Source organism: Planctomycetota bacterium (assembly GCA_016872555.1).
Taxonomy (GTDB): domain Bacteria; phylum Planctomycetota; class Planctomycetia; order Pirellulales; family UBA1268; genus F1-20-MAGs016.
Genome location: VGZO01000008.1, coordinates 94947 through 116682, shown reverse-complemented (window position 1 = coordinate 116682; position 21736 = coordinate 94947). Strand labels below are relative to the sequence as shown.

The following is a 21736-nucleotide window of genomic DNA, read 5'->3' as shown; positions in this document are numbered from 1 at the left end:
ACACGGGCGCGGCCCGCAATCTGACGATCATCCAGTGACGACGAGCCCGTGTCTTGTCACACGGGCGCGGCCCGCAATCTGACGATCATCCAGTGACGACGAGCCCGTGTCTTGTCACACGGGCGCGGCCCGCAATCTGACGATCATCCAGTGACGACGAGCCCGTGTCTTGTCACACGGGCGCGGCCCGCAATCTGACGATCATCCAGTGACGTTTGGTCTGGAGCGCCGGTCCTGCGGGGTCGGGGCTGCCCACGCCCCGTCGCCGGACGCTCGCTGCGGCCTTCCGGGCCTCCGCTCGCTCGCAGACGACTGCGCTTCGCCATCCATGGCTCCGCTGGTCGCCTGAACGCCGGCTCCCGGGGCATGGGCAGCCCCTCCACGTCGTGTGGAGGGTTTCCATGTCGCACTTCGGCGCCGGCATGTTCGTTCGAGTGATGCTCAGCGCATGTCGGCGGGCGTGAGGCCCTTCTTGGCGCCCTTGAACCCGAAGGCGGTCGGCTCGAACGGGCCGACGAGCGCCACGTCGCTCGCCGGGGGGATCGCGTCCTCGAGGCCGGCGGCCCAGTAGCAGGCGTTGACGAGCAGCCGCCGCGAGCCCGCGGCGACCATGTCGGTGGCGGCGCCGAGCGTCGTCGTGAACACGCGCCCGCGCGGGCCGCCGTCGACCGAGTAGGTCTTCACCCAGGCGATCGGCATCAGCGGCTCGTTCTTCGGCCCCTTTACCGGGGCCGCGTCGGGCGTCATGCCGTCGAGCACCTGGCCGAGGAGCAGCGGCTGCGAGTCGCCGGGAAGCGGCAGCCTGACGCCGTACACGTCGGTCGGGCCCCAGACGTCGCCGTCGGCGATCCCGCGGAGGATCGGGTGGGCGGCCCCGCCGGGGGCGATGACGCCGCGGGTGCTCTCCTTGCCATGGTGGCCGTGGTGGGAGATCCATTTCTCGCCGAGGACGAGCCGACCGAAGCCGTCGGCCCACTCCTGCTTCGGGCCGGAGTAGCCGTTGCCGTAGTGGGCGAAGGCGCGGTCCCCCGGCACGTTGAAGGCGTGGGTCGCCGTCCGCATGCCGACCACCGGCTTGCCGGCGCGGAGGTAGGCGTCGATGTGCCGCATCTGCTCGTCGGGGAGGTTGCGAAACCGCGTCGCGATCACACACACGTCGGCACGGGCGAGGGCGTCGAGGCCGGGGATGTTGTCGTTGGTGTCGGGATCGATCGCGCCGGTGGCCGGGTCGATGGCGTAGACGACGCGGCAGTCGAAGCCGTGGCGCGCGGCGAGGATCTTGCCGAGCTGCGTCAGCGCCTCCTCGCTGCGGTATTCCTCGTCGCCGCTGACGAGCACGACCCTCTTCCCCTTGCCAGGGCCGGTAGCGCCCTCGAGATCGAGCCACGGGTCGGCGCCACGGGCGACCGCCGCCAGACAGGCCACCACCACCAGTATCGAGCGCGACATGATCGTCCTCCCACGGCATCGCGGTCCCCGGCAGGGGGGCCGACGTCAGGCCAAGATACCGCTCACCACCCGACCATGCACGTCGGTCAGGCGGAAGTCACGCCCCTGGTGGCGGAAGGTGAGGCGCTCGTGATCGAGCCCGAGGCAGTGGAGGATCGTCGCCTGGAGGTCGTGCACGTGGACCTGGTCGCGGACGACGTGGAACCCGAAGTCGTCGGTCTCGCCGTGCGTCACCCCGCCGCGGATGCCACCGCCGGCGAGCCACATCGTGAACGCATTGGGATGGTGGTCGCGTCCCTGCGCGCGGCCGAGGACGGCGCTGGCCTCGACCATCGGCGTGCGGCCGAACTCTCCTCCCCAGACGACGAGCGTCTCGTCGAGCAGGCCACGCCGGGCCAGGTCGGTGACGAGCGCCGCGCTGGCGCGGTCGGTCTTGGCGCAGTTGCCGCGGACGTTGCCGGCGACGTCGGAGTGGCCGTCCCAGCCCTCGTGGTAGATCGTCACGAAGCGGACGCCGCGTTCGACGAGGCGGCGGGCGACGAGGCAGGCGCGGGCGAACCCCGGCTGTGCCGGGTCGCAGCCGTAGAGGGCGAGCGTCTCGGCCGACTCGCTCGCCAGGTCCATCAGCTCCGGCGCCGAGGTCTGGAGACGGTGGGCCATCTCGTAGGCGGCGATCCGGGTGGCGATCGCCGGATCGCCATCGAGAGCAAGGCGGCGCCGGTCGAGCGCCGACACGAGCGCCAGCGTCTCGGCGGCGACGGCGGCGTCGGTCCCGGCCGGGGGGGCGACGTCGAGGATCGGGGGACCGGAATTGCGGAACCGCGTCCCGGTGTGGGCACCGGGGAGGAAACCGCTCGACCAGCAGGCGGCCCCGCCGCTGATCCCGCTGCCGGTGCTCATCACCACGAACGCCGGCAGGTCGGCCGACTCGCTCCCCAGCGCATAGGTCACCCACGAGCCGAGGCTCGGCCTGCCCGGCTGGGCGAACCCGCAGTTCATGAAGATCTGCGCCGGGGCGTGGTTGAATTGGTCGGTACGGCAACTCTTCACGATCGCCAGGCGGTCGGCCACCGTCGCCAGGTGGGGGAGCACGTCGGCCAGTTCGGCGCCGCACTGGCCGTGGCGGGCGAAGCGGAACCGCGGCCCGAGCACCGCGGCGTCGGGGCGGATGAAGGCGTAGCGCTGGCCGCCGATGACGTCGGGCGGCAGCGGCTTGCCCTCGAGCGACGCCAGCAGCGGCTTGTGGTCGAAGAGGTCGAGCTGGCTCGGTGCCCCGGCCATGAACAGTTGGATCACCGCCCGGGCCCGGCCCGCGAAATGAGGCGGCCGCGGGGGAAGGAGCGGCGTCGCGGCCGGCCCGTCCGCGGCCGCGCGCGCCGCTCGCGTGGGAAAGCTGCCGGCGAGCAGGCCGGCCAGTGCCACGCGACCGAGGCCGAGGGGGATCGCGCCGAGGATCTGGCGGCGCGCCAGAGCCCCCCGGGTGTCGCCGGTCATCGCTTCACCACCGTTTCGTCGAGGTTGCACAGCGCCCTGGCGACGAGCGTCCAGGCGGCGCGTTCCGCGGGCTGCTCGCCGTCGCCGGCGACCGCCGCGGCATCGATCGCCCCTGAGGCGATCCGTCGCCGCCAGTCGGCGAGTCGCGCGAGGAGCAACTCGCGCTCCTCGGCGGCAGCCGGGCGCGAGACGAGCCGTTTGCAGAGAAGGTCGAGCCGCACCTCGTCGGTGGGCCCGGCCGCCGCCGCCAGGGCCCCCAGCGCCCGGGCGATCTCCATCACCATCGGATCGTTGAGGAGCGTGAGGGCCTGGAGCGGAGACGTCGAGACGTCGCGCCGGGCCAGGCAGGCTTCGCCGGTCGGCCCGTCGAACGTCGTCGTGAACGCGAACGGCGCGGTCCGCTTGTGAAACGTGTAGATGCTGCGCCGGTGGCGGTCCTCCCCGGTACTCGCCGTCCACTTCGGATTGCCGTAGGCGACTTCCGTCACCCCGTCCGGCTGCGGCGGACGCACGCCGGGCCCGAAACGCTTGTCCGACAGCAGCCCCGCGGCCGCCAGCAGCGAGTCGCGGATCACCTCGGCCTCGAGGCGGACGCGGGGCCCGCGGGCGAGGAGCACGTTGTCAGGATCACGGGCCGACAGCGCCGTGGAAACGGCCGAGTCTTGGCGGTAGGTGGCGCTGGTGACGATCAGCCGATGGAGGCGCTTGAGCGACCAACCGAGATCCTCGACGAACGCCACCGCCAGCCAGTCGAGCAGGTCCGGATGGCTCGGCGGCGCTCCCTGGAGGCCGAAGTCGTCGAGCGTGACCACGATCCCGCGCCCGAAAAACGCCTGCCACTGCCGATTGACCGCGACCCGGGCGACGAGCGGATGGCCCGGTGCCACGAGCCACTCCGCCAGCGCCAGCCGGTCGGCGGGGCGCCCGGCGGGCAACGGCGGCAGGAACGGGGGCACCCCCGGGTCGACCGGCTCGCGCGGCTGGAGGTATTCGCCGCGGTGGTGCCGGCGCGTGGTCCGTCGCCAGGCCGCCGGCCGCTCGCGGAGGACGAGCGTCGTCGGGCCGGCCCGCACCTCGGCCTCGAGGCGGCGGATCTCAGCGACCGGCTCGGCCACTTCCGCCGCCCCGGCGAGGAACCGGCGGACGAGGAGCGCCCGCGCGGCGTCGTCACGGTCGGCGACGGGGGTCGCGAGGACCGCCTCGGTGACGGCATCGTGGCCGCGGGCCCGGGCATCGGCCCGGTCGGTGACGGCGAGGCGGAAGCACCCCAGCGCGCAGGCGTAATGCCGCTCGAAGCGGAGCGTGACGGTGAGCGGCGTGCCGGGGGGGACGGGCTCGGCGAGCACGAACACCGCGGCGTGGGCCTCCCCCTGGCGGCCGTTGGTGGTCCAGCCACTACTCATCTCGCCGTCGAACGCCGCCGCGACGGCACCCTCGGCCCCGGAGAACGCGCCCTTGCCGGCGAACGACGCGGTCGCCGAGGCCACCGCGAGGCGCGCGTCACCGGCGGCAAACTCGATCTCGGAGAGGAAAAAATCCCCCTTCGGCCCCTCGTACCAGGTGAGGCCCGGCCCACCTGCCGGGAGGCTGTCGTCGGGAAGCACCTCGAGGCGGATCGCGCGCACGGCCCGCTCGGACGGCGGCAGGGCGACCGTGTAGACGTCGCTCTTCGCGACGTCGCCACCGGCGAGGACCGAGCCGTCGGCGAGGAGCGTGAGGTGGGGCGTCGTCGACTCGAGCGTCGCCGGCCGCACGACGTGCCAGTCGACGGCGGTGGCCGACTCGGCTGCGTTCCAGGCGGCGAACGCCGCCTCCACTCCGGCGCCCTCCCCCGCCGGACTCCCCGCGGGGGGCGCGGGCCAGCGCTGCGGCAGCGCCTCCCAGAGGGCCTCGATCCGGTGGTGGAGATCGGCCTGGCGCGCGACGTCGTCGGCCGCGGGGATCGTCCACTCCGGCTCGTCGGCGTTGTCGAGCAGCGCGAACAGCCGGTAGTAGTCGGTGTGGGTGAGCGGGTCGAACTTGTGGGTGTGGCACTGCGCGCAGCCGGTCGAAAGCCCGAGCCACGTGGCGCCGGTGGTCGCCACCCGGTCGACCAGCGCCAGCCAGCGGAACTCGAGCGGGTCGATCCCCCCTTCCTCGTTGATCATCGTGTTGCGGTGGAACCCGGTGGCGACAACGTCGTCGGCCGTCGCATCGGGAAGCATGTCGCCGGCGAGCTGGCGGACGGTGAACCGGTCGAACGGCATGTCGGCGTCGAGGGCGCGGATCACCCAGTCACGCCACGGCCAGATCGACCGCTCGCGGTCCTTCTCGTAGCCGTTGGTGTCGGCGTAGCGTGCCAGGTCGAGCCAGCGGCGCGCCCAGCGTTCGCCGTAGCGCGGGCTGGCGAGGAGCCGGTCGACGAGTGCCTCGTAGGCCTCTCCGGCCCCGGGCCCGGCGGAGGCGGCGACGAACGCCTCCACGTCCGCGGGCGTCGGTGGCACGCCGACGAGATCGAGGTGGACGCGCCGGCAGAGCGTCGCCGGGTCGGCGGCGGCCGCGGGGACGAGGCCCTCGGCGGCGAGGCGGGCATGGACGAACCGGTCGAGCGGATGGTCGGAGCCGAAGCGTGCCACCGGCAGCGGTGGCCGCTGCGGCGCCACGAACGCCCAGTGGGGGCGATACCCGGCCCCGGCCGCGATCCAGTCGCGGAGGATCCGCTTCTCGGCGGCCGACAGCGCGACCTTCGTGTGCGGCGGCGGCATCACGAGATCGGGGTCGGTCGCCTCGATTCGCGCCACCAGCGCGCTTGCCCCGGGGTCACCCGGCACGATCGCCCGGCTGCCGCTGCCGAGCAGCGCCGTCGCCGCCTCCGCCTCGTCGAGCCGCAGCCCCGCCTCGCGACCGGCATCGTCGCGGCCGTGGCAGCGGAAGCAGCGGGCGGCGAGGATCGGCCGCACCTCGCGCGCGAAGTCGGGCCCGGCGGCGAGCGCCGGCCCAGGGGCGGAGAGCATCAGGGCGGCCGAGCACAGGCCCACGAAGCGATCGAAAGACACCATCCCCCCATCCTACCAACGCCCGCACCGCTGCCCGGTCAGGGCACCGGCGTGTCGCGCGTGATCGTGAGTCGGTTCTCCCACACGGCGCGGTCGGCGGCGGCGTCGTAGACGAGGATCCGGTCGGCACTGCCAGGGGCCGGGGGCCGGTCGTGCGCCGGCAGCCAGCGCCGCAGCTCGGCGCACGTCGCGGCGTGCGCGGGATCGGCGGCGAGGTTGGTCCATTCGTGGGGATCGGTGCGGTGGTCGTAGAGCTCTTCGCTCGAGTCGGCATAGCGGACGTAGCGGAAGTGCTCGGTGCGGATCGAGTGGTTGCCGGCGTTGTGCGTCGTGATCGCCGGCCGGGCGCGGGGCGCGGCGGCATCGTGCAACTGCGGCACGAGGCTCGTGCCCTCGAGGTCGTCGCGCCGCGGCAGACCGCAGGCCTCGAGGAGTGTCGGGTAGACGTCGAGCAGTTCGGCGGGGCTCGTGACGCGGCCGCCGGCGGTGATCCCCGGCCCGGCGAAGACGAGCGGCACGCGCGTGGCGTCCTCCCAGAGCGTGTTCTTGCCGGTGATCCCCTTCTCGCCGAGGTGCCAGCCGTGGTCGCCCCACACCACCACGATCGTGTCGCGCGCCCGGCCGGACGCCTCGAGGCCGGCGAGCAACCGTCCGATCTGGGCGTCGACGAACCGGCTGCACGCCAGGTAGCTGCGGACGAGGTTGCGCCACTGCCCGGCGGAGCGGACCCATTCGAGACGCGGCTCGGGGAGCTCCCAGTGCAGGTACCACGAGAAGCGCGGCGTGTCGGCGCGGTCGTCGGCCTTGACCGCCGGGAGGATCGAATCGTCGTCGGGGAAGGGCTCGAACCACGCCGGAGTCGCGTGGCACGGAACGTGGGGGAGCAGGTAGCCGACGGCGAGGAACAGCGGCCGGTCGTCGGAACGATCGGCGAGCCGGTCGATCGCCCAGTCGGTCATCCGGGAATCCCCCTTCTCCTCGTCGGCGTGCGGGAACGCCCCCCAGTCCATCGCCGGATGGTTCCCCATCGGCGTCGGCGGGATCAGCTTCGCCTTCGGCTTCGGTCCCATTCCCAGCGGCGGCCCGACCGATTCGAACTCGACACCGTCGCGACCGTTGCCACCGTGGAAGATCTTGCCGACGGCGAGCGTCCGGTAGCCGTGGGCGGCGAAGGCGCGGGGCAGGCTGACGCGGTCGCGCCATTCGGGGAGGGCCCGGTACGACGGCCGCAAGCCGTAGATCCCCGTGGTTCCCGGCCGCAGCGACAACAGCAGGCTCGTCCGCGACGGGTTGCACACCGGCGCCTGGCAGTGGGCGTTGAGGAACGTCGTCCCCCGCGCCGCCAGCGCGTCGAGGGAGGGCGTCCGCGCCGCCGGATGGCCGCCGAGGTGGCCGATCCAGTCGTTCTGGTCGTCGATCGCGATCAGCAGCACGTCGGGGGGCCTGGCCGCCGCCACCGCCATGCCAGTCAGGGCGATCACGGCCAGCGCCCGCACTGCGGCCTGACCCCGCCGAGCCCCACGTCGTCGTTCCATCGCCACCCCTTCGCGGTCGTCGCGGTCGTCGATCGCCCCGGAGGTATCATGGCCTCGTGCGGAAGCCGCCGGCCAGCAGGTGCCCGGTGACGCCGCCGGCCGTTCACGCCCCGGAGCCCAGACCGATGGCCCTGTCCCGTCGCCGGACCGTCGCCGGCGCGCTGTCGAGCCTCGCCGCTCTCGCCGGGCCAGGTGCTGCGCTCGGCGCCGCGGAAGGGCGGCTGACGCTGCCGGGGGAGTCGTTCACGGTCACCGACCACCGCGCGTTCCTGTTCGCCGCCGCCGGTGAGGCACCCGCGGCGGGGCGCCGCCCGTGGATCCTCTACGCGCCGACGCTGCCCGCCTACCCGGACGAGGCGGAGCGCTGGATGCACGAGCAGTTCACCCGTGCCGGCGTCGCCGTCGCGGGGGTCGACACCGGCGAATCCTACGGCTGCCCGGCGGCACTGGCTGTCACGGAAGCCCTCCACGCCGAGATGGTGCGGCGCGGCTACTCCTCGCGGCCCGCGGTGCTCGGGCGCAGCCGGGGCGGGCTGTGGGCGGCGGCCTGGGTGATCGCCCACCCGGAATGGTCGGCAGGCCTGGGGGGCATCTACCCCGTCTACGACTGGCGGACCTATCCCGGCATCGAGCGCGCCGCGTTGGCCTACGGCCTCGCGCCCGCCGATCTCGCCGCAGCGGCGGCCGAGCTGTGCCCGATCGAGCGGATCGACGTCGCCGCACGCGCCGGCGTGCCGGTCTGCATCATCCATGGCGACCAGGACGCCGTCGTGCCGCTGGGCCCCAACTCCGCCCGCCTCCGCGACCGCTACGTTGCCCTCGGCCGGGGCGACCTCGTGTCGCTCGTCGTCGTCGCCGGGCAGGGACACAGCTTCTGGGAGGGCTTCTTCCACTGCCAGGAGTTGGTCGATTTCCTCGTCGCCCGGGCCCGGGCCGGCGCTGCCGCTGCTGATTGAGCCCGGGGCCGTCGCCCCCCGGCTATCGTTTCCCCCTCACCACATTCCCATGCCCCCGCGCCGACCGTTTCCCGACATGCCTTCGTTCCCGGAGCTCCCCGGCCGGATGCCGGGTCTGCCCCCGGCGGTGCGGCTGCTGATCCCGATCGCGATCGTCGCGGCGTTCGTCGCCGCGACCGGGGTATTCGGTTGCTTTTACACCGTTCCCGCCGACAGCGTCGGCGTCATCCAGCGGTTCGGGCGGGCCATCGGTCTGGCCGAGCCCGGCCTCCGCTTCAAGCTCCCGCTGGGCATCGACCGGGTGACGGTCCTGCCGGTGAAGCGGCAGTTGAAAATGGAATTCGGCTTCGCCTCGACGGGTGCCACCAATCCCGACCAGGCGTCGGCGAAATGGACGGAGGAGAGCGAGATGCTCACCGGCGATCTCAACGCGGCCCATGTCGAGTGGGTCGTGCAGTACGAGATCGACGATCCGATCGCGTACCTGTTCCACGCCCGTGAACCGGGACCGACGCTCCGCGACCTCTCCGAGAGCGTGATGCGCGAGGTCGTCGGCGACCGGACCGTCGACGAACTGCTCACGATCGGGCGCCAAGGGGTCGAGGTCGAGGCGATCGCGAAGCTCCAGGAGTTGGCGGGCGACCTGGATCTCGGGCTCCGTGTCCAGCAGGTCCAGCTCAAGGACGTGCTCCCCCCGACGGCGGTGCGGCGCAGCTTCGACGAGGTCAACCGCGCCCAGCAGGAGCGCGAGGAGATGATCAACCAGGCCAACGGCGACTACAACCGCGTCGTGCCCCGGGCCAGCGGCGAGGCGCAGCAGCGGATCAGCAGCGCCGAGGGCTACGCGATCCGCCGCGTCGCCGAGGCGGAGGGGGACGCGGACCGGTTCCGGCGGTTGCTGGCCGAATACGAAAAGGCCCCCGACGTGACGCGCCAGCGCCTGTACCTCGAAGCGCTCGCCGACGTGCTCCCGCGGCTCGGCGGCAAGGTGATCCTCGATGCCGACGCCCGGCAGGTCCTACCGCTGTTCCCGCTCCCCGGACTGACCCCCGGAGCAATGCCTCCGGGCAGGGCTCCGGCGGAGTCGCCGGAGCGGGCTGACGGCCCGGCCCCGGACCGGATTCCCGCGCTGCGGCGGAGGGGAAGCGAATGAGTCCCCTGCCACGCGATCGCACGCCGCTGGCCATCGCCCGCTGGCTGTTCGACTGGATCGCCTCGCCGGCCGGCGCCGTGACGCTCGTGGGCGTCTGCCTGGCCCTGGCGGCGACGGCCTACACCGTCGACCAGACCGAGCAGGTGGTGATCACGCAGTTCGGCCGGCCGGTCGGGCAGCCGATCAACGCCGACGACGACGCCAACGGCGCCGGGCTGCACTTCAAGCTCCCGGTCATCCAGGAGGCCCACCGCTTCGAGAAGCGGATCCTCGAATGGGACGGCCCCCCGAGCGAGATGCCGACCCGCGACAAGCTGTACGTCGTCGTCGACACCTTCGCGCGGTGGCGGATCGACGACCCGCTGCGTTACTACCAGAGCCTTCGCGACGAACGCAGCGCCGCCTCGCGCCTCGACGACATCATCGGCTCCGAGACGCGCAACGTCGTCGCCCGCCACGACCTCATCGAGATGGTCCGCTCCGACCGCGAGCGCGTGGTCGACCCCGCGGCGGTCCTGCCGACGGCCTCGGCAGGGGAGTCGACGGCGCGGCTGCCGCCGATCCGTTTCGGACGCCGGGAACTGGAGCGCGAGATCCTCGCCGCGGCGGCGCCGAAGGTGACGAGTTGGGGGATCGAGCTGCTCGACGTGCGCGTCAAGCGCCTCAACTACCGCGCCGGCGTGATCGACAAGATCTACGACCGGATGATCTCCGAGCGCGAGCAGATCGCCGAGCGGTTCCGCTCGGAGGGAGCGGGCGAGGCCGCCAAGATCGCCGGCCGCAAGGAGAAGGATCTTCGCCGCATCGAATCGGAGGCCTACCGCCGCGAGCAGGAGATCATGGGCGAGGCCGACGCCACCGCCGCCGGGATCTACGCGGCCGCCTACGCTGCCAGCCCCCGGGCCGCCGAGTTTTCCGCCTTCACCCGGACGCTCGACACCTGGCAGAAGACGCTCGGTCGAGATGCCACGCTGGTGCTCACGACCGACAGCGCGCTGTTCGACCTGCTCAAGCGGATCGACGGCGCCCCCGCACCTGCACCGTCGCCACCCACGCCCAACCCACCCACGCCCAACCCAATCACACCAACTCCAATCACGCCCAACCCAATCACGCCCAACCCAATCACACCAACTCCAATCCCGCCAGCACCGACCTCTCGCTCCCAGTCGCCACCATCCATTCCCGCCGAGACACCACCACCCTCGTCATCGTGACAGCGCCCGTCTCCGCTCCAGCCTTCCCCGAGGCATCGCCGATGACACACTCCTGCCTCCTCCTCTTCCCGGGACCCGCGTAGCCCCTCCGCCGTCGCCCTCGCATCGGCCCGTCGCAACTGTGTGCGGGTCGATGCGAGGGCAAAGGCGCGAGGGGCGCCCCCCTCTGTCGAGCCCGAGCTGAGGTTTGGTGCTCGGCGAATCGCGGAGCTACTCGAACAAGCGTCCCTGTTTCCCGATGGAATTCACCGCCATGCCCCTGCCTTCTCCCTGCCCGCACCCCGCGCGTACCGCACCGGCGCTCATGACCCTTCTCCTCGTGACCGCGTTGGCCCCGCCGGCCGCCGCCCAGACCGCCGCCGGCAAGCCGCGGTCCAAGCCCGCCCCCCCGGCTGCCGACGTCAAGCGGCTCGACGCCCAGATGGAGAAGGTGCGCGGCGAATTCCTCCGCGAGACCAACGAGCTGATCGACGCCTACGAGGAAGCGGGGCAATTCGAGCGCGCCCGGTTCCTGCTCGACGCCCTCCACAAGCTCGACCCGACCAACGAGGCGCTGCGCACCCGGATCGACAACCTCGCCGAGCAGATCCTCGAGTCGACGGCGTTCGAGATCGACATCGACGCCGCCAAGCCCTGGCAGCCGGTGGGCCGGTTGGCGAAGGACCAGGCGTTCCGGATCGCGGTCAGCGGCGAGAGCAAGTTCGTCATCAACGGCAGCGCCGGGCCGGCCGGGCTGTCGGAGGCCAATCCCGCCGAGGACCTCGTGTCGGGCGTGCCCCTCGGTGCGGTGATGGGCGTCGTCGCTCCCCCGGGGGGCGGCCGCGGTGGCGACAAGCCCCCCAAACCGTTCGTCGTCGGGGCGAGCGCCGAGCGCCGTGCCGAGCGCGACGGCGTCCTCTACCTGACGGTCAACGTCCCGCCCGGAAGCAAGGTCACCGGAAAGTTCATCGCCGAGATCAGCGGCGTCACGCTGCTGGAGTGAGCGCCGGCCGGCTCGGCCCGACCGTCATTCCGGCAACGGCCGGCCGCGCGTCTCGGGGAGCGCCCAGACCAGCACCGCGCCGACGAGGTAGATCGCCGACAGCGTCAGCCCCGCCCGCGGGAAGGCCTCGACGTCGACGCGGGCCGGATCGATGCCGCGGCTGAAGAAGGCGATCAGCGCCGCGGTCTGCAGCGAGCCGACCGCGGCGAGCACGCGGCCGAAGTTGAAGGCGAATCCCTGGGCGGTCGTCCGCACGGCGGTCGGGAACAGCTCCGGCAGCACGAGCGGGAACCAGCCGTAGAACCCGGCGGTCGTGACCGCGGCGAGAAACGCGGCGACGAGGAATCCGCCGCCGTAGCCCGTCGTGCCCCGGTAGAGCAGCGCGATCGTCGCCAGCGACGCCAGGCACAGTCCGGCGTAGACGATCCGCCGTCCGTAGCGGCCGGCGAGCAGGGCCACCGCGAGCGTGCCGAGGATCGCCCCGGTGCTGGTGGAGATCTGCGTCATCTCCTTCACCTGCCAGCCGGCCGGATTGCCGGCCGCGACCGCGGCACGGTCGAGACCGATCGCCCATTTCGGCAGCCACTGCATCGAGCCCCACGTGCCCAGCAGCGCCACACCCGACAGGCAGGCGGCGAGGATCATCGTCCGCACGATCGCGCCGCGGGCGGCCGGCGCGATCGCCCCGGCCTCCGCCGCGCGGCGCAGGTAGCCGAGGACGGGGAGGAGGAACCCGCCGAGCGACAGGGCGAAGCCGACCAGCGTGAGCACAGTGCCGATCCCGGCACCCAGCCGGGTCGCCACGCCGCCGGGCATCCACACCGCCACGATCCCGAGCACGGCGAGGCTGCCGACGAGCACGCCGACAAGATCGCGCGTCGCCCAGTGCGACGTGCCCCCGTGGGCCCGGGCCTCCTCCCAGCGCTCCGACTCCGGGACCGCCAGGCGGATGAAGAACACGAGCAGCCCGGGAACGGCCCCGGCCATCATCAGCAGCCGCCAGGCGTCGCCCCGGGTGAGCCAGTCGACGGTCGCCTCGGGCAACCCGGCGGCGACCAGCGCCCCGTGGGCGGCGGCGGCGATCCGCACCAGGAGGATGCTGACCAGCGCCACCAGCAGGTAGCCAGCGTTGGCGGCGGCGCCGATCAGGCCCGCCAGCAGCGGTCGCGACGCGTCGGGCCACAGCTCGCTCACCAGCGCCACCCCCAGCGCCCACTCGCCCCCCATGCCAAGACTGGCGATGAACCGTGCCGCGGCGATTTGCGGCGCCGTCGTGGCGAAGCCGCAGATCCCGGTGAACAGCGCGTAGGTGAGGATGCTGAGGCTCATCGCCCGGACCCGGCCGATCCGATCGCCGAGCCAGCCGAACAGCACGCCCCCGCAGGCGGCGCCGACGAGGAACACCGCCATGATCGACCCGAACCAGGCGTCCTTGACGCCGGCCGCCAGCACCTGCCCGCCGGCCGCCGCCTGGCCGGCCAGCAGATCCTCGAGGGCCCGGGGACCGACGAGGGGAAAGAGTCCCATCTCGAAGCCGTCGAACAGCCAGCCGAGCAGCGCCGCAACCAGCGCCGCGGTCCGGCCGCTCGCCCCCCCTCCCGTCCGCGTGTCGCTCATCAGCGTGGCGCTCCGCTGCCTCGGTGGAGGGTGTCCGGTCGCCACCGCGGCGGCAGACTACCCCGCGGCCGATGGCGCGGCGAGGGGCAGGACGCGGCACCGATCGACTCGACGACCGGTGAAGCCAGGGGGCGCGAGAAAGATCGTCGTCTGTCAGCCGCGACACTCGCCCTTGGCATGCGGGGCGCGGCGGGCGCTGGTGACCAGTGGCCCAGCCCCGACCACACCGATTGGGGTCAGGACATCAAGTAGCCCGTCGGCTCACGCCGGGGCGAGCACGACGCGGAACCCGCCGCTGAAGTCGGTGAACGTCGGGTCGTTCTTGTTGCGGTCGGCGGAGCGGCAGCGCGGCGGCTCGTAGCCCCAGCCGCCGCCGCGGAGGACCTTGGCCGTGCCCTTCGCCGGACCGACCGGGTCGGTGCCTCCGGCGAGCCGCGGGGCGTACCAGTCGGCGCACCACTCGTAGGTGTTGCCGTGCATGTCGAACAGGCCCCAGCCGTTCGGCTTCTTGGTCGCCACCGGATGGGCGTATTGCTCGCGCGCCAGTTCGGTGTTGCCGTAGAACCAGGCGTATTCCCCGATCCGGCGCGGGCTGGCGCCGAACGAATAGGCGGTCCGCGTTCCCGCGCGGCAGGCGTATTCCCATTCGGCCTCGGTCGGCAGCCGGTAGGCCATGCCCGCGGGCAGCCGGCCGGCCTTCTTTTCCGCGGCGGTGAGCGCCTTGCAGAACGCCACGGCCCCGTGCCAGTCGACGTACACCGCCGGATAGGCGGCGTTGCGCCCGACGCAGCGCTCCCCCTTCCACGGCTCGGTACCGGTCACCTTCTTCCACTGCGCCTGGGTGACGGGGGTGGCGCTCATGAAGAACGGCCGGGAGATCGTCACCGCCACCGCCTGCTCGTCGGCGTTGCGTTCCGGCTCGCTCCGCGGGCTGCCCATCGTGAAGGTGCCGGCGGGGATCGGCACCATCCGCATCCCGACGCCGTTGTCAAGGGCCGGCTCCGGGGCCGCGGCGCGCGGGCGGGCGCGGCGCCCAGTGGGCGTGCGCGGCGCTGCGGCCGCCCGCGTGGCACGCTTCCGCGCGCCGGCCGCGCGCACCGAACCGGTCCGTCTCGCGACCCGCTTGGCCATCGCTCGTCTCCCCGCGGCGACCCGGGCCGCGCCCGGGGGCGAGGTCACCCCTGCCCCGACCGATCACTATCCCCGGCGGTCGCCTTTCCGGTCAATCGCCGGCCGGACCGGCGAGCCTTGGGTCGTCGAGATCGAGACGGTAGAGGATCTGGTTGTAGTCGTGGCGCGGCGTCGGCGGCGGCGACGCGGCGAACATCGTCGAATACGTGCCCTCGAACAGGACCACCGGCCTGTCGCGTGCAGCGGCGGGCGATCCAGGGTATGATCGCAGTCATCTGGAATGCCGATCCTCGCTCGTGTCGTCGGTGACTCCCTGACCGGCCGTTCGCCCCGGCGAACGTCGTCAGGGTGGGTGTCAACGCCGCGTGATCTCTCGCCATCCCGGCTTGGTGGGCCACCACTCTGGCCCTTTTCTTCGCGGCCCGGAAACTTCCAGGGGTCGCCGGGATGTTCCCGAGAGGTTCGTGCATCATGGGTAAGAAACTGTACGTCGGCAATCTGAACTACCAGGTCACCAACGCGTCGCTCGAGACGCTGTTCGCCGAGCATGGCACCGTGCGCTCGGCGCAGGTGGTCACCGACCGCGACACCGGCGGAAGCAAGGGCTTCGGGTTCGTGGAGATGGCCGACGAGCAGGCCGCCAAGGCGGCGATCGACGCGCTCCACGACCGCGAGGTCGATGGCCGCCGGCTGGTGGTCAACGAGGCGCGTCCGCGTGAGGAGCGCCCGGGCAACCGCGGCGGCTACGGCGGCCGCCGGTAGTCGTCGTGGACCGCGCCCTCGATGGGCCCGGTCTATCGAGGCTTCGGGCCGCACGCGTCGCGGCCGGAGCGGGATTCCGTTCCGGCCGCGGCCGCGGCCCGTTGCCGTCTTCGCCTCCCGCCGCCACTCCCCGAGGTGATCGCGATGTCCGAGAAGAAATCGGTGCCCCCGAGCACCACCAACCAGCGGCCGCGCTGCCCGGTCTGCGGTCAACCGACCTACTCGCGCGGCGGTGCCCACCCGCAGTGCATGCGCGCGAGCAACGACCGCCTGCTCCGCGCGGCAATCGCGCCTGCCACCCCGGCTCCCGTCAGCGCGGCGCCGCCGGTGGCGCCTCCCTGACCATCCAGCCGACCGGTTGCGTCCAGGCCTCTTGTACCTGCCCTTCCCACGACGGGTCGGCGACCGGCAGCGACGAGGTGACGATCGCCCGCACGTAGAGCTCGTCGCCGCCGAGCGTGTATTCCGCGCGCGGGCCGGTGGCCGTCGCCAGGACTTCGCCGATCCGTTCGGAATGACGCGTGCGCAGCCGACCGAGGTTTTTCCGCGCTGCCGGCTCGAGTGAGTCCGGGTCGATCGGCGTGCCGGCGGTGTCGACACCCCGGCGCGTGCCGATGAAGCGCACGGTGTAGGTCGCGCCCGGGTCGGGCTCAATGTCGACGACCAGCCGCCGCGCCGTGGGGTCGAACGCGACGTCGCGGAGCGTGACGCCGGTCGAGGCATAGGCGTCGCCGGCGGCGAGGGCGGCGACGATCTTCTCGGCCGTCAGATGGGTGGCACGGACCATCACCCAACCGCGCCCCGGATGGGAGCCGCCCGGCTTGCCGTGGTAGGAGTGACTGTCGTCGGTGGCGATGCCGATCAGCGGCGGGGCGTTGAGATCGACCAGCCGGATCGTGTTGGCGATGTCCCACAGGCGCTCCATGCCGGGATGGAGATCGTCGCCGCGCTGGTTGACGCCGGGGTGGCCGTTGTGGATCTCGAAGTGGCGTTCGAGGACTGCCTGGGCGAGGTCCTCCGCGGTGATCGCGTAGCCGTAGTTGGGATGGTTCAAGTGGGCGAGGATCTCGCGGCCGGCGCGCTCGGCCTGGTCGCGGACGGCACGGAGATTGGCGTTGATCGCCTCGACGACCGTCCGGCCGCCGGCCGGCGCGATCGGATCACGGACGTTCGTGGCGTTGATGTGGACCGGCACGTTCTCCGCTTTGTCGGTGATCTCCTCGGCCGGGATGAGGATGAACCGCCCGCGCTCCTCGACGAGCGAGCGGAATTCGTCGAGCGGCTTGAGGCGGATCTCGCCGTCGTCGCCGGTCCCGCGCCGCTCGACCCAGGCCGGCCCGAAGCGCTCGAGGTACGTGGCGACGACGTCGGTTCCCGCCTTGGCGCGGAGCGTGCGCTCCTTGTCCCAGCGGATCCCCTGCGAGAGCACGTTGTGGTCGGACAGCGCGAGGAAGTTGTAGCCGTGCGTCCGGTACCACTCGGCAACCATCTCGGGGAAGTCGTCGCCGTCGCTCCAAAACGTGTGGGTGTGGAGATTCCCCCTCACCAGCGCGGCGCGGCCGTGGCCGGCACCATGTCGTCGGCTGCCGCCGGCCAGGCCAGCACTGCCACTGTCGCCACCGCGCCCCACCACCTGCGACCGCCCATCGTCGGCACCTCCGTCGCGAGTCTCCAAGGCCCGGCTCCGCGAACCCGTAGCGCAGGGAGAGTGTAGCGGCCGGGACCGGTCGCCCGGCGCCCGGCCACGCCGGTACGATGGAACCTCCGGGCCGCGGCGCCCGGCACGGCCGACACTTCGGAGAGCCAGCGATGCCCGCGATCCGCGAGGGGGATCCCGCCCCCGACGTCACGCTCACGTTCGCCGACGGCACGCAGGCCCGGCTCGCCGACTACCGCGGCAAGCGCGCGGTGGTGATCTTCTTCTATCCCAAGGACGGCACGCCGGTGTGCACGCAGGAAGCCTGTGCCTTCCGCGATTCGCACGAGCGTTTCCTCGCCGCCGGCGCCGAGGTGATCGGCGTCAGTTCCGACTCGGCGGCCAGCCACCGCGCGTTCGCCGCCCGCCATTCCCTCCCCTACCCGCTCGTCGCCGACACCGACGGCAGCCTGCGCAAGGCCCTCGGCGCGCCGAGCATCCTCGGCTTCGTGCCGGGGCGGACGACCTACGTCATCGACCGCGAGGGGATCGTGCGGAAGGTGTTCACGGCGACGTTCGCCTCCGACGCCCACGTCCGCGAAGCCCTCGCGGCGCTCGGCCTGGCCGCCGCGCCGCCGGGCGCCCCTCAGTAGGCGGCGACGACCTGCAGGCGCACCAGCAGGCCCGTCTGACCGGCCACGAAGCCGGTGCGGTTCTGGCCGGCCGGCGAGTGCTCGAGCCAGGCGGCGTCGCCGGTGAAAAACAGCGAGTCCTTTCCCGGGAAGAAGAACCGGTGGAAGCCCCCCCCGAGCTCCGATCCCGACCCGTACGCGCCGGTGACGTACGACGCGCGGGCATAGATCTCCGTCTCGCGCGGAACGACGAAGTAGCCCCCCTTGATGAAGCCGCCGAACGCCGACGTCGACGCGATCGGCAGCGGCCCGGTGCCGCGCAGGCCGCGCAGGTCCTGGAAATAGATCTCGCTCGACACCCCGATGCCACGGTACTTCCACGCGCAGTCGAGCGCCGCCAGTGCGACGTCGTACGACGTCAGCGTGACGCCCGGGGCGAGCGCGCCTGTCGTGGTGATGATCGTGCCATCGGAGAGCCGGATCGGCGAGTTTTCCACCGCGTCGCTCTCCGCCTGGCTGCCGCTGCCCAGCGCGTAGGTGTAGCAACTGCCGAGGCGGATCGCGGCATCGCGGTGGTCCTGGAGCTCGGAGTAGCCGCGGCCGAAATCACCCCACGGCTCCCACCATGCCGAGGCCGACCAAGCGAAGCGGTCGTTGAGGGCTTCGGGGATGAGGTTCAACGTGTTGAACCCGTTGGCGATCATCGCGTGGTAGAAGAGCCCCTCGGCCGGCGCGCCGGTGATCCACACGCCCTGGCTGAGACTGGGACGGAAGAACGTCGTCGCCATCGTCCGGTCGGCACTCTGCAGGGGCGCGAACGCCGTCTCCAGCCACTCGCGCGACCCCGGCACCTTCGACTGCCCGGCAAACACCTCGACGGCGTCGCTGAACTTGTAGCTCAGCCAGAAGGCGCGAAAGCCGATCGGCTGGCTGGTGACGGAGTTGTAGTCGATATTGAGGAGATACGAGAGATCGGGCGCCAGCGCGTTGCCCGAGAAGATCAACCGCCCGCGCGGGATCCCGAAGTAGTTGGAGTTGACGATCGGCACGACGGTGCCGGCGGCATCGGTCCACGACGGCTCCGACCGGGCGAAGCCGTTGTAGCGAAACATGTTCTGATTACGGATCCGCAGCGAGAAGGGCGTCGCCTCGGGATCGCGAAGCCGTCGCGGTAGTCGACGAAGTAGCGCCCGCCGCCACGGCTGCTGGGCTCGCAGCCGTGGGGCCGGCTGCTGGGCTCGCAGCCGGTTCCCGGGCAGTCGGTGCACGACAGCCCGGGAACGATGGCTCCGAGGTCGTCGGTCCCCCAGTCGTCGGCCACGACCGGCGCGACGGGCTCGACGCCGGCGTCGAATTCCCCCTGCCCATCTGCTGCGACCAGTTCGTCGGCAACCGGGTCGGCCGCCGCGGCGAAGGCGCTTGCGAGGATCGCGAGCACCGCGACCACGACCGCGCCGCACCCCCTCGCCACCAGGCGACGGGTCGGCGAGCGTGCACGGCGCGCGAGTGGTGCGATCGGCATGGCGCGGCAGTCCTCCCGCGTCGGCCATCCGTCTCGCCGGGGAAGGCGTGGCAGACCGGGTAAGTCGCGGGGAAAGCGCGGAGCTTCCCCGGATGAGGAGACTCTCCTCCGGGCTCCTCATCGGCTGACCGTGCCGATCGGGGCGAGAAATCCGGCTGGGAAAGGCTGGCGGACACGCCGCAGCCCCGCTGCCCACCCGACGCTGGCGCTGTCGCGTGCTCCTCAGTCGCCGCTGCCGAGCCGGCTCCGCACCACTTCGAACGCCGCCACCGCGCGCTCGAGATCGTCGCGCGAATGGGCCGCCGACACCTGCGTGCGGATCCGCGCCTTCCCCTGGGGGACGACGGGGTAGGAGAAGCCGACGACATACACCCCCTCATCGAGCATCGCTTCGGCCATCCGTGCCGCGGCCGCCGCGTCGCCGACCATCACCGGCACGATCGGGTGGCTGCCCGGCAGGATCGCGAACCCGCGTGCCGCCATCGCGCCGCGGAAGAAGCGGGTGTTCTCCTCGAGCGTGTCGCGCAGCGACGGTGAGCGTTCGAGGATCCTGAGCGCTGCCAGGGCCCCGGCCGCCACCGGCGGGGCGACGGTGTTGGAAAACAGATACGTCCGCGAGCGCTGCCGCAGCCACTCGACCAGCTCGCGGCGCCCCGACGTGTAGCCGCCGCTGGCGCCACCGAGCGCCTTGCCGAGCGTGCCGGTGAGGATGTCGATCCGCTCCATCACGCCGAACTGCTCGTGGGTGCCCCGGCCGCGCTGGCCCACGAAACCGACGGCATGGGAATCGTCGACCATCACCAAGGCGTCGTGCTCGTCGGCGAGCTGGCAGATCGCCGACAGGTCGGCGAGGTAGCCGTCCATCGAGAACACGCCGTCGGTGGCGATCAGCCGGTAGCGGGCGTCGCGCGCCTCGACCAGCCGGGCGCGGAGATCGGCCATGTCGTTGTTGCGGTAGCGCAGCCGGCGCGCCTTGCACAGCCGGATGCCGTCGATGATGCTCGCGTGGTTGAGCTCGTCGGAGATGATCGCGTCGTCAGGCCCGAGGATCGTCTCGAACAGCCCGCCGTTGGCGTCCCAGCAGGAGTTGTAGAGGATCGTGTCTTCCATGCCGACGAACCGGGAAATTCGCTCCTCGAGCTCCTTGTGGAGCCGCTGCGTCCCGCAGATGAAGCGCACGCTCGCCAGGCCGTAGCCCCACTCGTCGAGCGACCGGCGCGCCGCGGCAACGACCTCGGGATGGTTGGCGAGCCCGAGGTAGTTGTTGGCGCACATCACCAGCACGTCGCGGCCGTCGGCGACGCGCACCTTCGCCCCCTGCGGCCCGGCGATCACGCGCTCGGATTTGTAGGTTCCCGCCGCGCGCATCGCCTCGGCGTCGGCCGCCAGCGCTTCGTAGAGCGACTCCCGGCTCATCCCTGCCTCCAGTCGAGGATCACCTTCCCGCTCCGTCCCGACTGCATCGCCGCGAACCCCTTCTCGAAGTCGGTGAAGTGGAAGCGGTGCGTGATCACCGGGGTGATGTCGAGGCCGCTCTCGACCATCACAGTCATCTTGTACCAGGTCTCGTACATCTCGCGACCGTAGATCCCCTTGATCGTGAGCATGTTGAAGATCACGGTGTTCCAGTCGATCGCCACCGGCTCGGCCGGGATCCCGAGCATCGCGATCTTCCCGCCGTGGCACATCACGTCGAGCATGTCGCGCAGCGCCGCCGGCGAGCCCGACATCTCGAGGCCGACGTCGAACCCCTCCTTCATCCCCAGTTCGCGCATGCAGTCGGCGAGCCGCCCGGTGCGGACGTCGAGGGCGACCGTCGCCCCCATCCGCCGGGCCAGTTCGAGCCGGTCGGGATTGACGTCGGTGATCACCACGTGGCGGGCTCCGGCGTGCTTCACCACCGCCAGCGCCATCAGGCCGATCGGTCCGGCCCCGGTGACGAGCACGTCCTCGCCGAGGACGTCGAACGACAGCGCGGTGTGGACGGCGTTGCCCAGCGGGTCGAAGATCGCGGCCACGTCGCGGTCGATCCCGGGGGTGTGGTGCCAGACGTTGGTCATCGGCAGGGCGAGGTACTCGGCGAACGCCCCGGGACGGTTGACACCCACCCCCTGGGTGTCTTTGCACAGGTGCCGCCGGCCGGCGAGGCAGTTGCGGCAGCGGCCGCAGACGACGTGCCCCTCCCCCGAGACCACCTCGCCGATGAAGAAGTCGTGGACGTTCGACCCGACGGCGACGATCTCACCGACGAACTCGTGGCCGACGACCATCGGCACGGGGATCGTCTTCCGCGCCCAGGCATCCCAGGCGTAGATGTGCAGGTCGGTGCCGCAGATCCCGGTCCGATCGACGCGGATCAGCACGTCGTTGATCCCGATCTCGGGAATCGGCACGCGCTCGAGCCACAGTCCGGGGCGCGACTCCCGCTTGAGCAGCGCCTGCATCGTGTCCATCGAAGAGTCCGGCGGGAGGGAGTGGCGGCCGGGCGAGGGCCGAGGTGGCAGGGTATGCCATCGCCCCGGGCCCGCTCCAGTGGACTTCCTGCGCCGGCCGTCCCGCGGCCGGAATGGGCCATGGATGGCTTTGTCCACGATGAAGTCAGAAAATGGCGTCGG

General features: G+C 72.1%; 17 protein-coding genes. 7 read left to right on the top strand and 10 right to left on the bottom strand.

The window, feature by feature from the left end; all coding sequences use genetic code 11:
• Positions 1-441: 441 nt before the first annotated feature.
• The 4 genes from FJ309_04595 to FJ309_04580 all read right to left on the bottom strand — a co-directional run bounded on the left by FJ309_04595 (position 442) and on the right by FJ309_04580 (position 7441).
• Complete coding sequence (locus FJ309_04595) at positions 442-1449, bottom strand: ThuA domain-containing protein (protein ID MBM3953882.1); 1008 nt, start codon at positions 1447-1449, stop codon at positions 442-444.
• A 45-nt stretch (positions 1450-1494) separates the two neighbouring features.
• On the bottom strand, positions 1495-2943 hold the full coding sequence (locus FJ309_04590; GenBank protein ID MBM3953881.1) for a DUF1501 domain-containing protein: 1449 nt from the start codon (positions 2941-2943) through the stop codon (positions 1495-1497).
• Positions 2940-5936 (bottom strand): DUF1553 domain-containing protein, encoded by a 2997-nt coding sequence (locus tag FJ309_04585; GenBank protein ID MBM3953880.1) that lies wholly within the window; start codon positions 5934-5936, stop codon positions 2940-2942. The genes FJ309_04590 and FJ309_04585 overlap by 4 nt, the downstream gene beginning before the upstream one ends.
• A gap of 80 nt (positions 5937-6016) precedes the next feature.
• Positions 6017-7441 carry a sulfatase gene (locus tag FJ309_04580; protein ID MBM3953879.1) on the bottom strand — a complete coding sequence of 475 codons (1425 nt, stop codon included), beginning with the start codon at positions 7439-7441 and terminating at the stop codon, positions 6017-6019.
• A gap of 197 nt (positions 7442-7638) precedes the next feature.
• Between FJ309_04580 and FJ309_04575 the strand changes: the two genes are divergently transcribed.
• The 4 genes from FJ309_04575 (at position 7639) to FJ309_04560 (ending at position 11821) form a co-directional block, all read left to right on the top strand.
• Positions 7639-8469 (top strand): alpha/beta hydrolase, encoded by an 831-nt coding sequence (locus FJ309_04575; GenBank protein MBM3953878.1) that lies wholly within the window; start codon positions 7639-7641, stop codon positions 8467-8469.
• A 76-nt stretch (positions 8470-8545) separates the two neighbouring features.
• Positions 8546-9622 carry an FtsH protease activity modulator HflK gene (gene hflK / locus FJ309_04570; protein ID MBM3953877.1) on the top strand — a complete coding sequence of 359 codons (1077 nt, stop codon included), beginning with the start codon at positions 8546-8548 and terminating at the stop codon, positions 9620-9622.
• Positions 9619-10839 carry a protease modulator HflC gene (gene hflC, locus FJ309_04565; GenBank protein ID MBM3953876.1) on the top strand — a complete coding sequence of 407 codons (1221 nt, stop codon included), beginning with the start codon at positions 9619-9621 and terminating at the stop codon, positions 10837-10839. The genes hflK and hflC overlap by 4 nt, the downstream gene beginning before the upstream one ends.
• Positions 10840-11092: 253 nt before the next feature.
• Positions 11093-11821: a hypothetical protein gene (locus FJ309_04560; GenBank protein MBM3953875.1), complete on the top strand. Its 729-nt coding sequence runs from the start codon at positions 11093-11095 to the stop codon at positions 11819-11821.
• Between the two features lie 24 nt (positions 11822-11845).
• Here the strand turns inward: FJ309_04560 and FJ309_04555 are convergent, their stop codons facing one another.
• Positions 11846-13438, bottom strand: coding sequence for an MFS transporter (locus tag FJ309_04555; protein ID MBM3953874.1), 1593 nt, complete (start codon positions 13436-13438; stop codon positions 11846-11848).
• A gap of 261 nt (positions 13439-13699) precedes the next feature.
• Positions 13700-14569 carry a formylglycine-generating enzyme family protein gene (locus tag FJ309_04550; GenBank protein ID MBM3953873.1) on the bottom strand — a complete coding sequence of 290 codons (870 nt, stop codon included), beginning with the start codon at positions 14567-14569 and terminating at the stop codon, positions 13700-13702.
• A 471-nt stretch (positions 14570-15040) separates the two neighbouring features.
• On the opposite strand from FJ309_04550, the gene FJ309_04545 reads away from it, so the two are divergent.
• Entirely contained in the window at positions 15041-15331 is a 291-nt protein-coding gene (locus tag FJ309_04545) for an RNA-binding protein (protein MBM3953872.1), read from the top strand.
• Positions 15332-15475: 144 nt separating this feature from the next.
• Positions 15476-15673, top strand: coding sequence for a hypothetical protein (locus FJ309_04540; GenBank protein MBM3953871.1), 198 nt, complete (start codon positions 15476-15478; stop codon positions 15671-15673).
• Here FJ309_04540 and FJ309_04535 read toward each other — a convergent pair.
• Positions 15642-17006 (bottom strand): hypothetical protein, encoded by a 1365-nt coding sequence (locus FJ309_04535; protein ID MBM3953870.1) that lies wholly within the window; start codon positions 17004-17006, stop codon positions 15642-15644. The two genes, FJ309_04540 and FJ309_04535, sit on opposite strands and share 32 nt — an antisense overlap.
• A gap of 134 nt (positions 17007-17140) precedes the next feature.
• On the opposite strand from FJ309_04535, the gene FJ309_04530 reads away from it, so the two are divergent.
• Positions 17141-17620 (top strand): peroxiredoxin, encoded by a 480-nt coding sequence (locus FJ309_04530; GenBank protein ID MBM3953869.1) that lies wholly within the window; start codon positions 17141-17143, stop codon positions 17618-17620.
• Here FJ309_04530 and FJ309_04525 read toward each other — a convergent pair.
• From FJ309_04525 to FJ309_04515, 3 genes are all read right to left on the bottom strand, one after another.
• Positions 17614-18711, bottom strand: a complete 1098-nt coding sequence (locus tag FJ309_04525; GenBank protein MBM3953868.1) for a porin — start codon at positions 18709-18711, stop codon at positions 17614-17616. The genes FJ309_04530 and FJ309_04525 overlap by 7 nt on opposite strands.
• A gap of 632 nt (positions 18712-19343) precedes the next feature.
• Positions 19344-20537 (bottom strand): glycine C-acetyltransferase, encoded by a 1194-nt coding sequence (gene kbl, locus FJ309_04520; GenBank protein ID MBM3953867.1) that lies wholly within the window; start codon positions 20535-20537, stop codon positions 19344-19346.
• Positions 20534-21565: an L-threonine 3-dehydrogenase gene (locus tag FJ309_04515; GenBank protein ID MBM3953866.1), complete on the bottom strand. Its 1032-nt coding sequence runs from the start codon at positions 21563-21565 to the stop codon at positions 20534-20536. Before FJ309_04515 ends, kbl begins: the two co-directional genes overlap by 4 nt.
• Between the last annotated feature and the right edge of the window lie 171 nt (positions 21566-21736).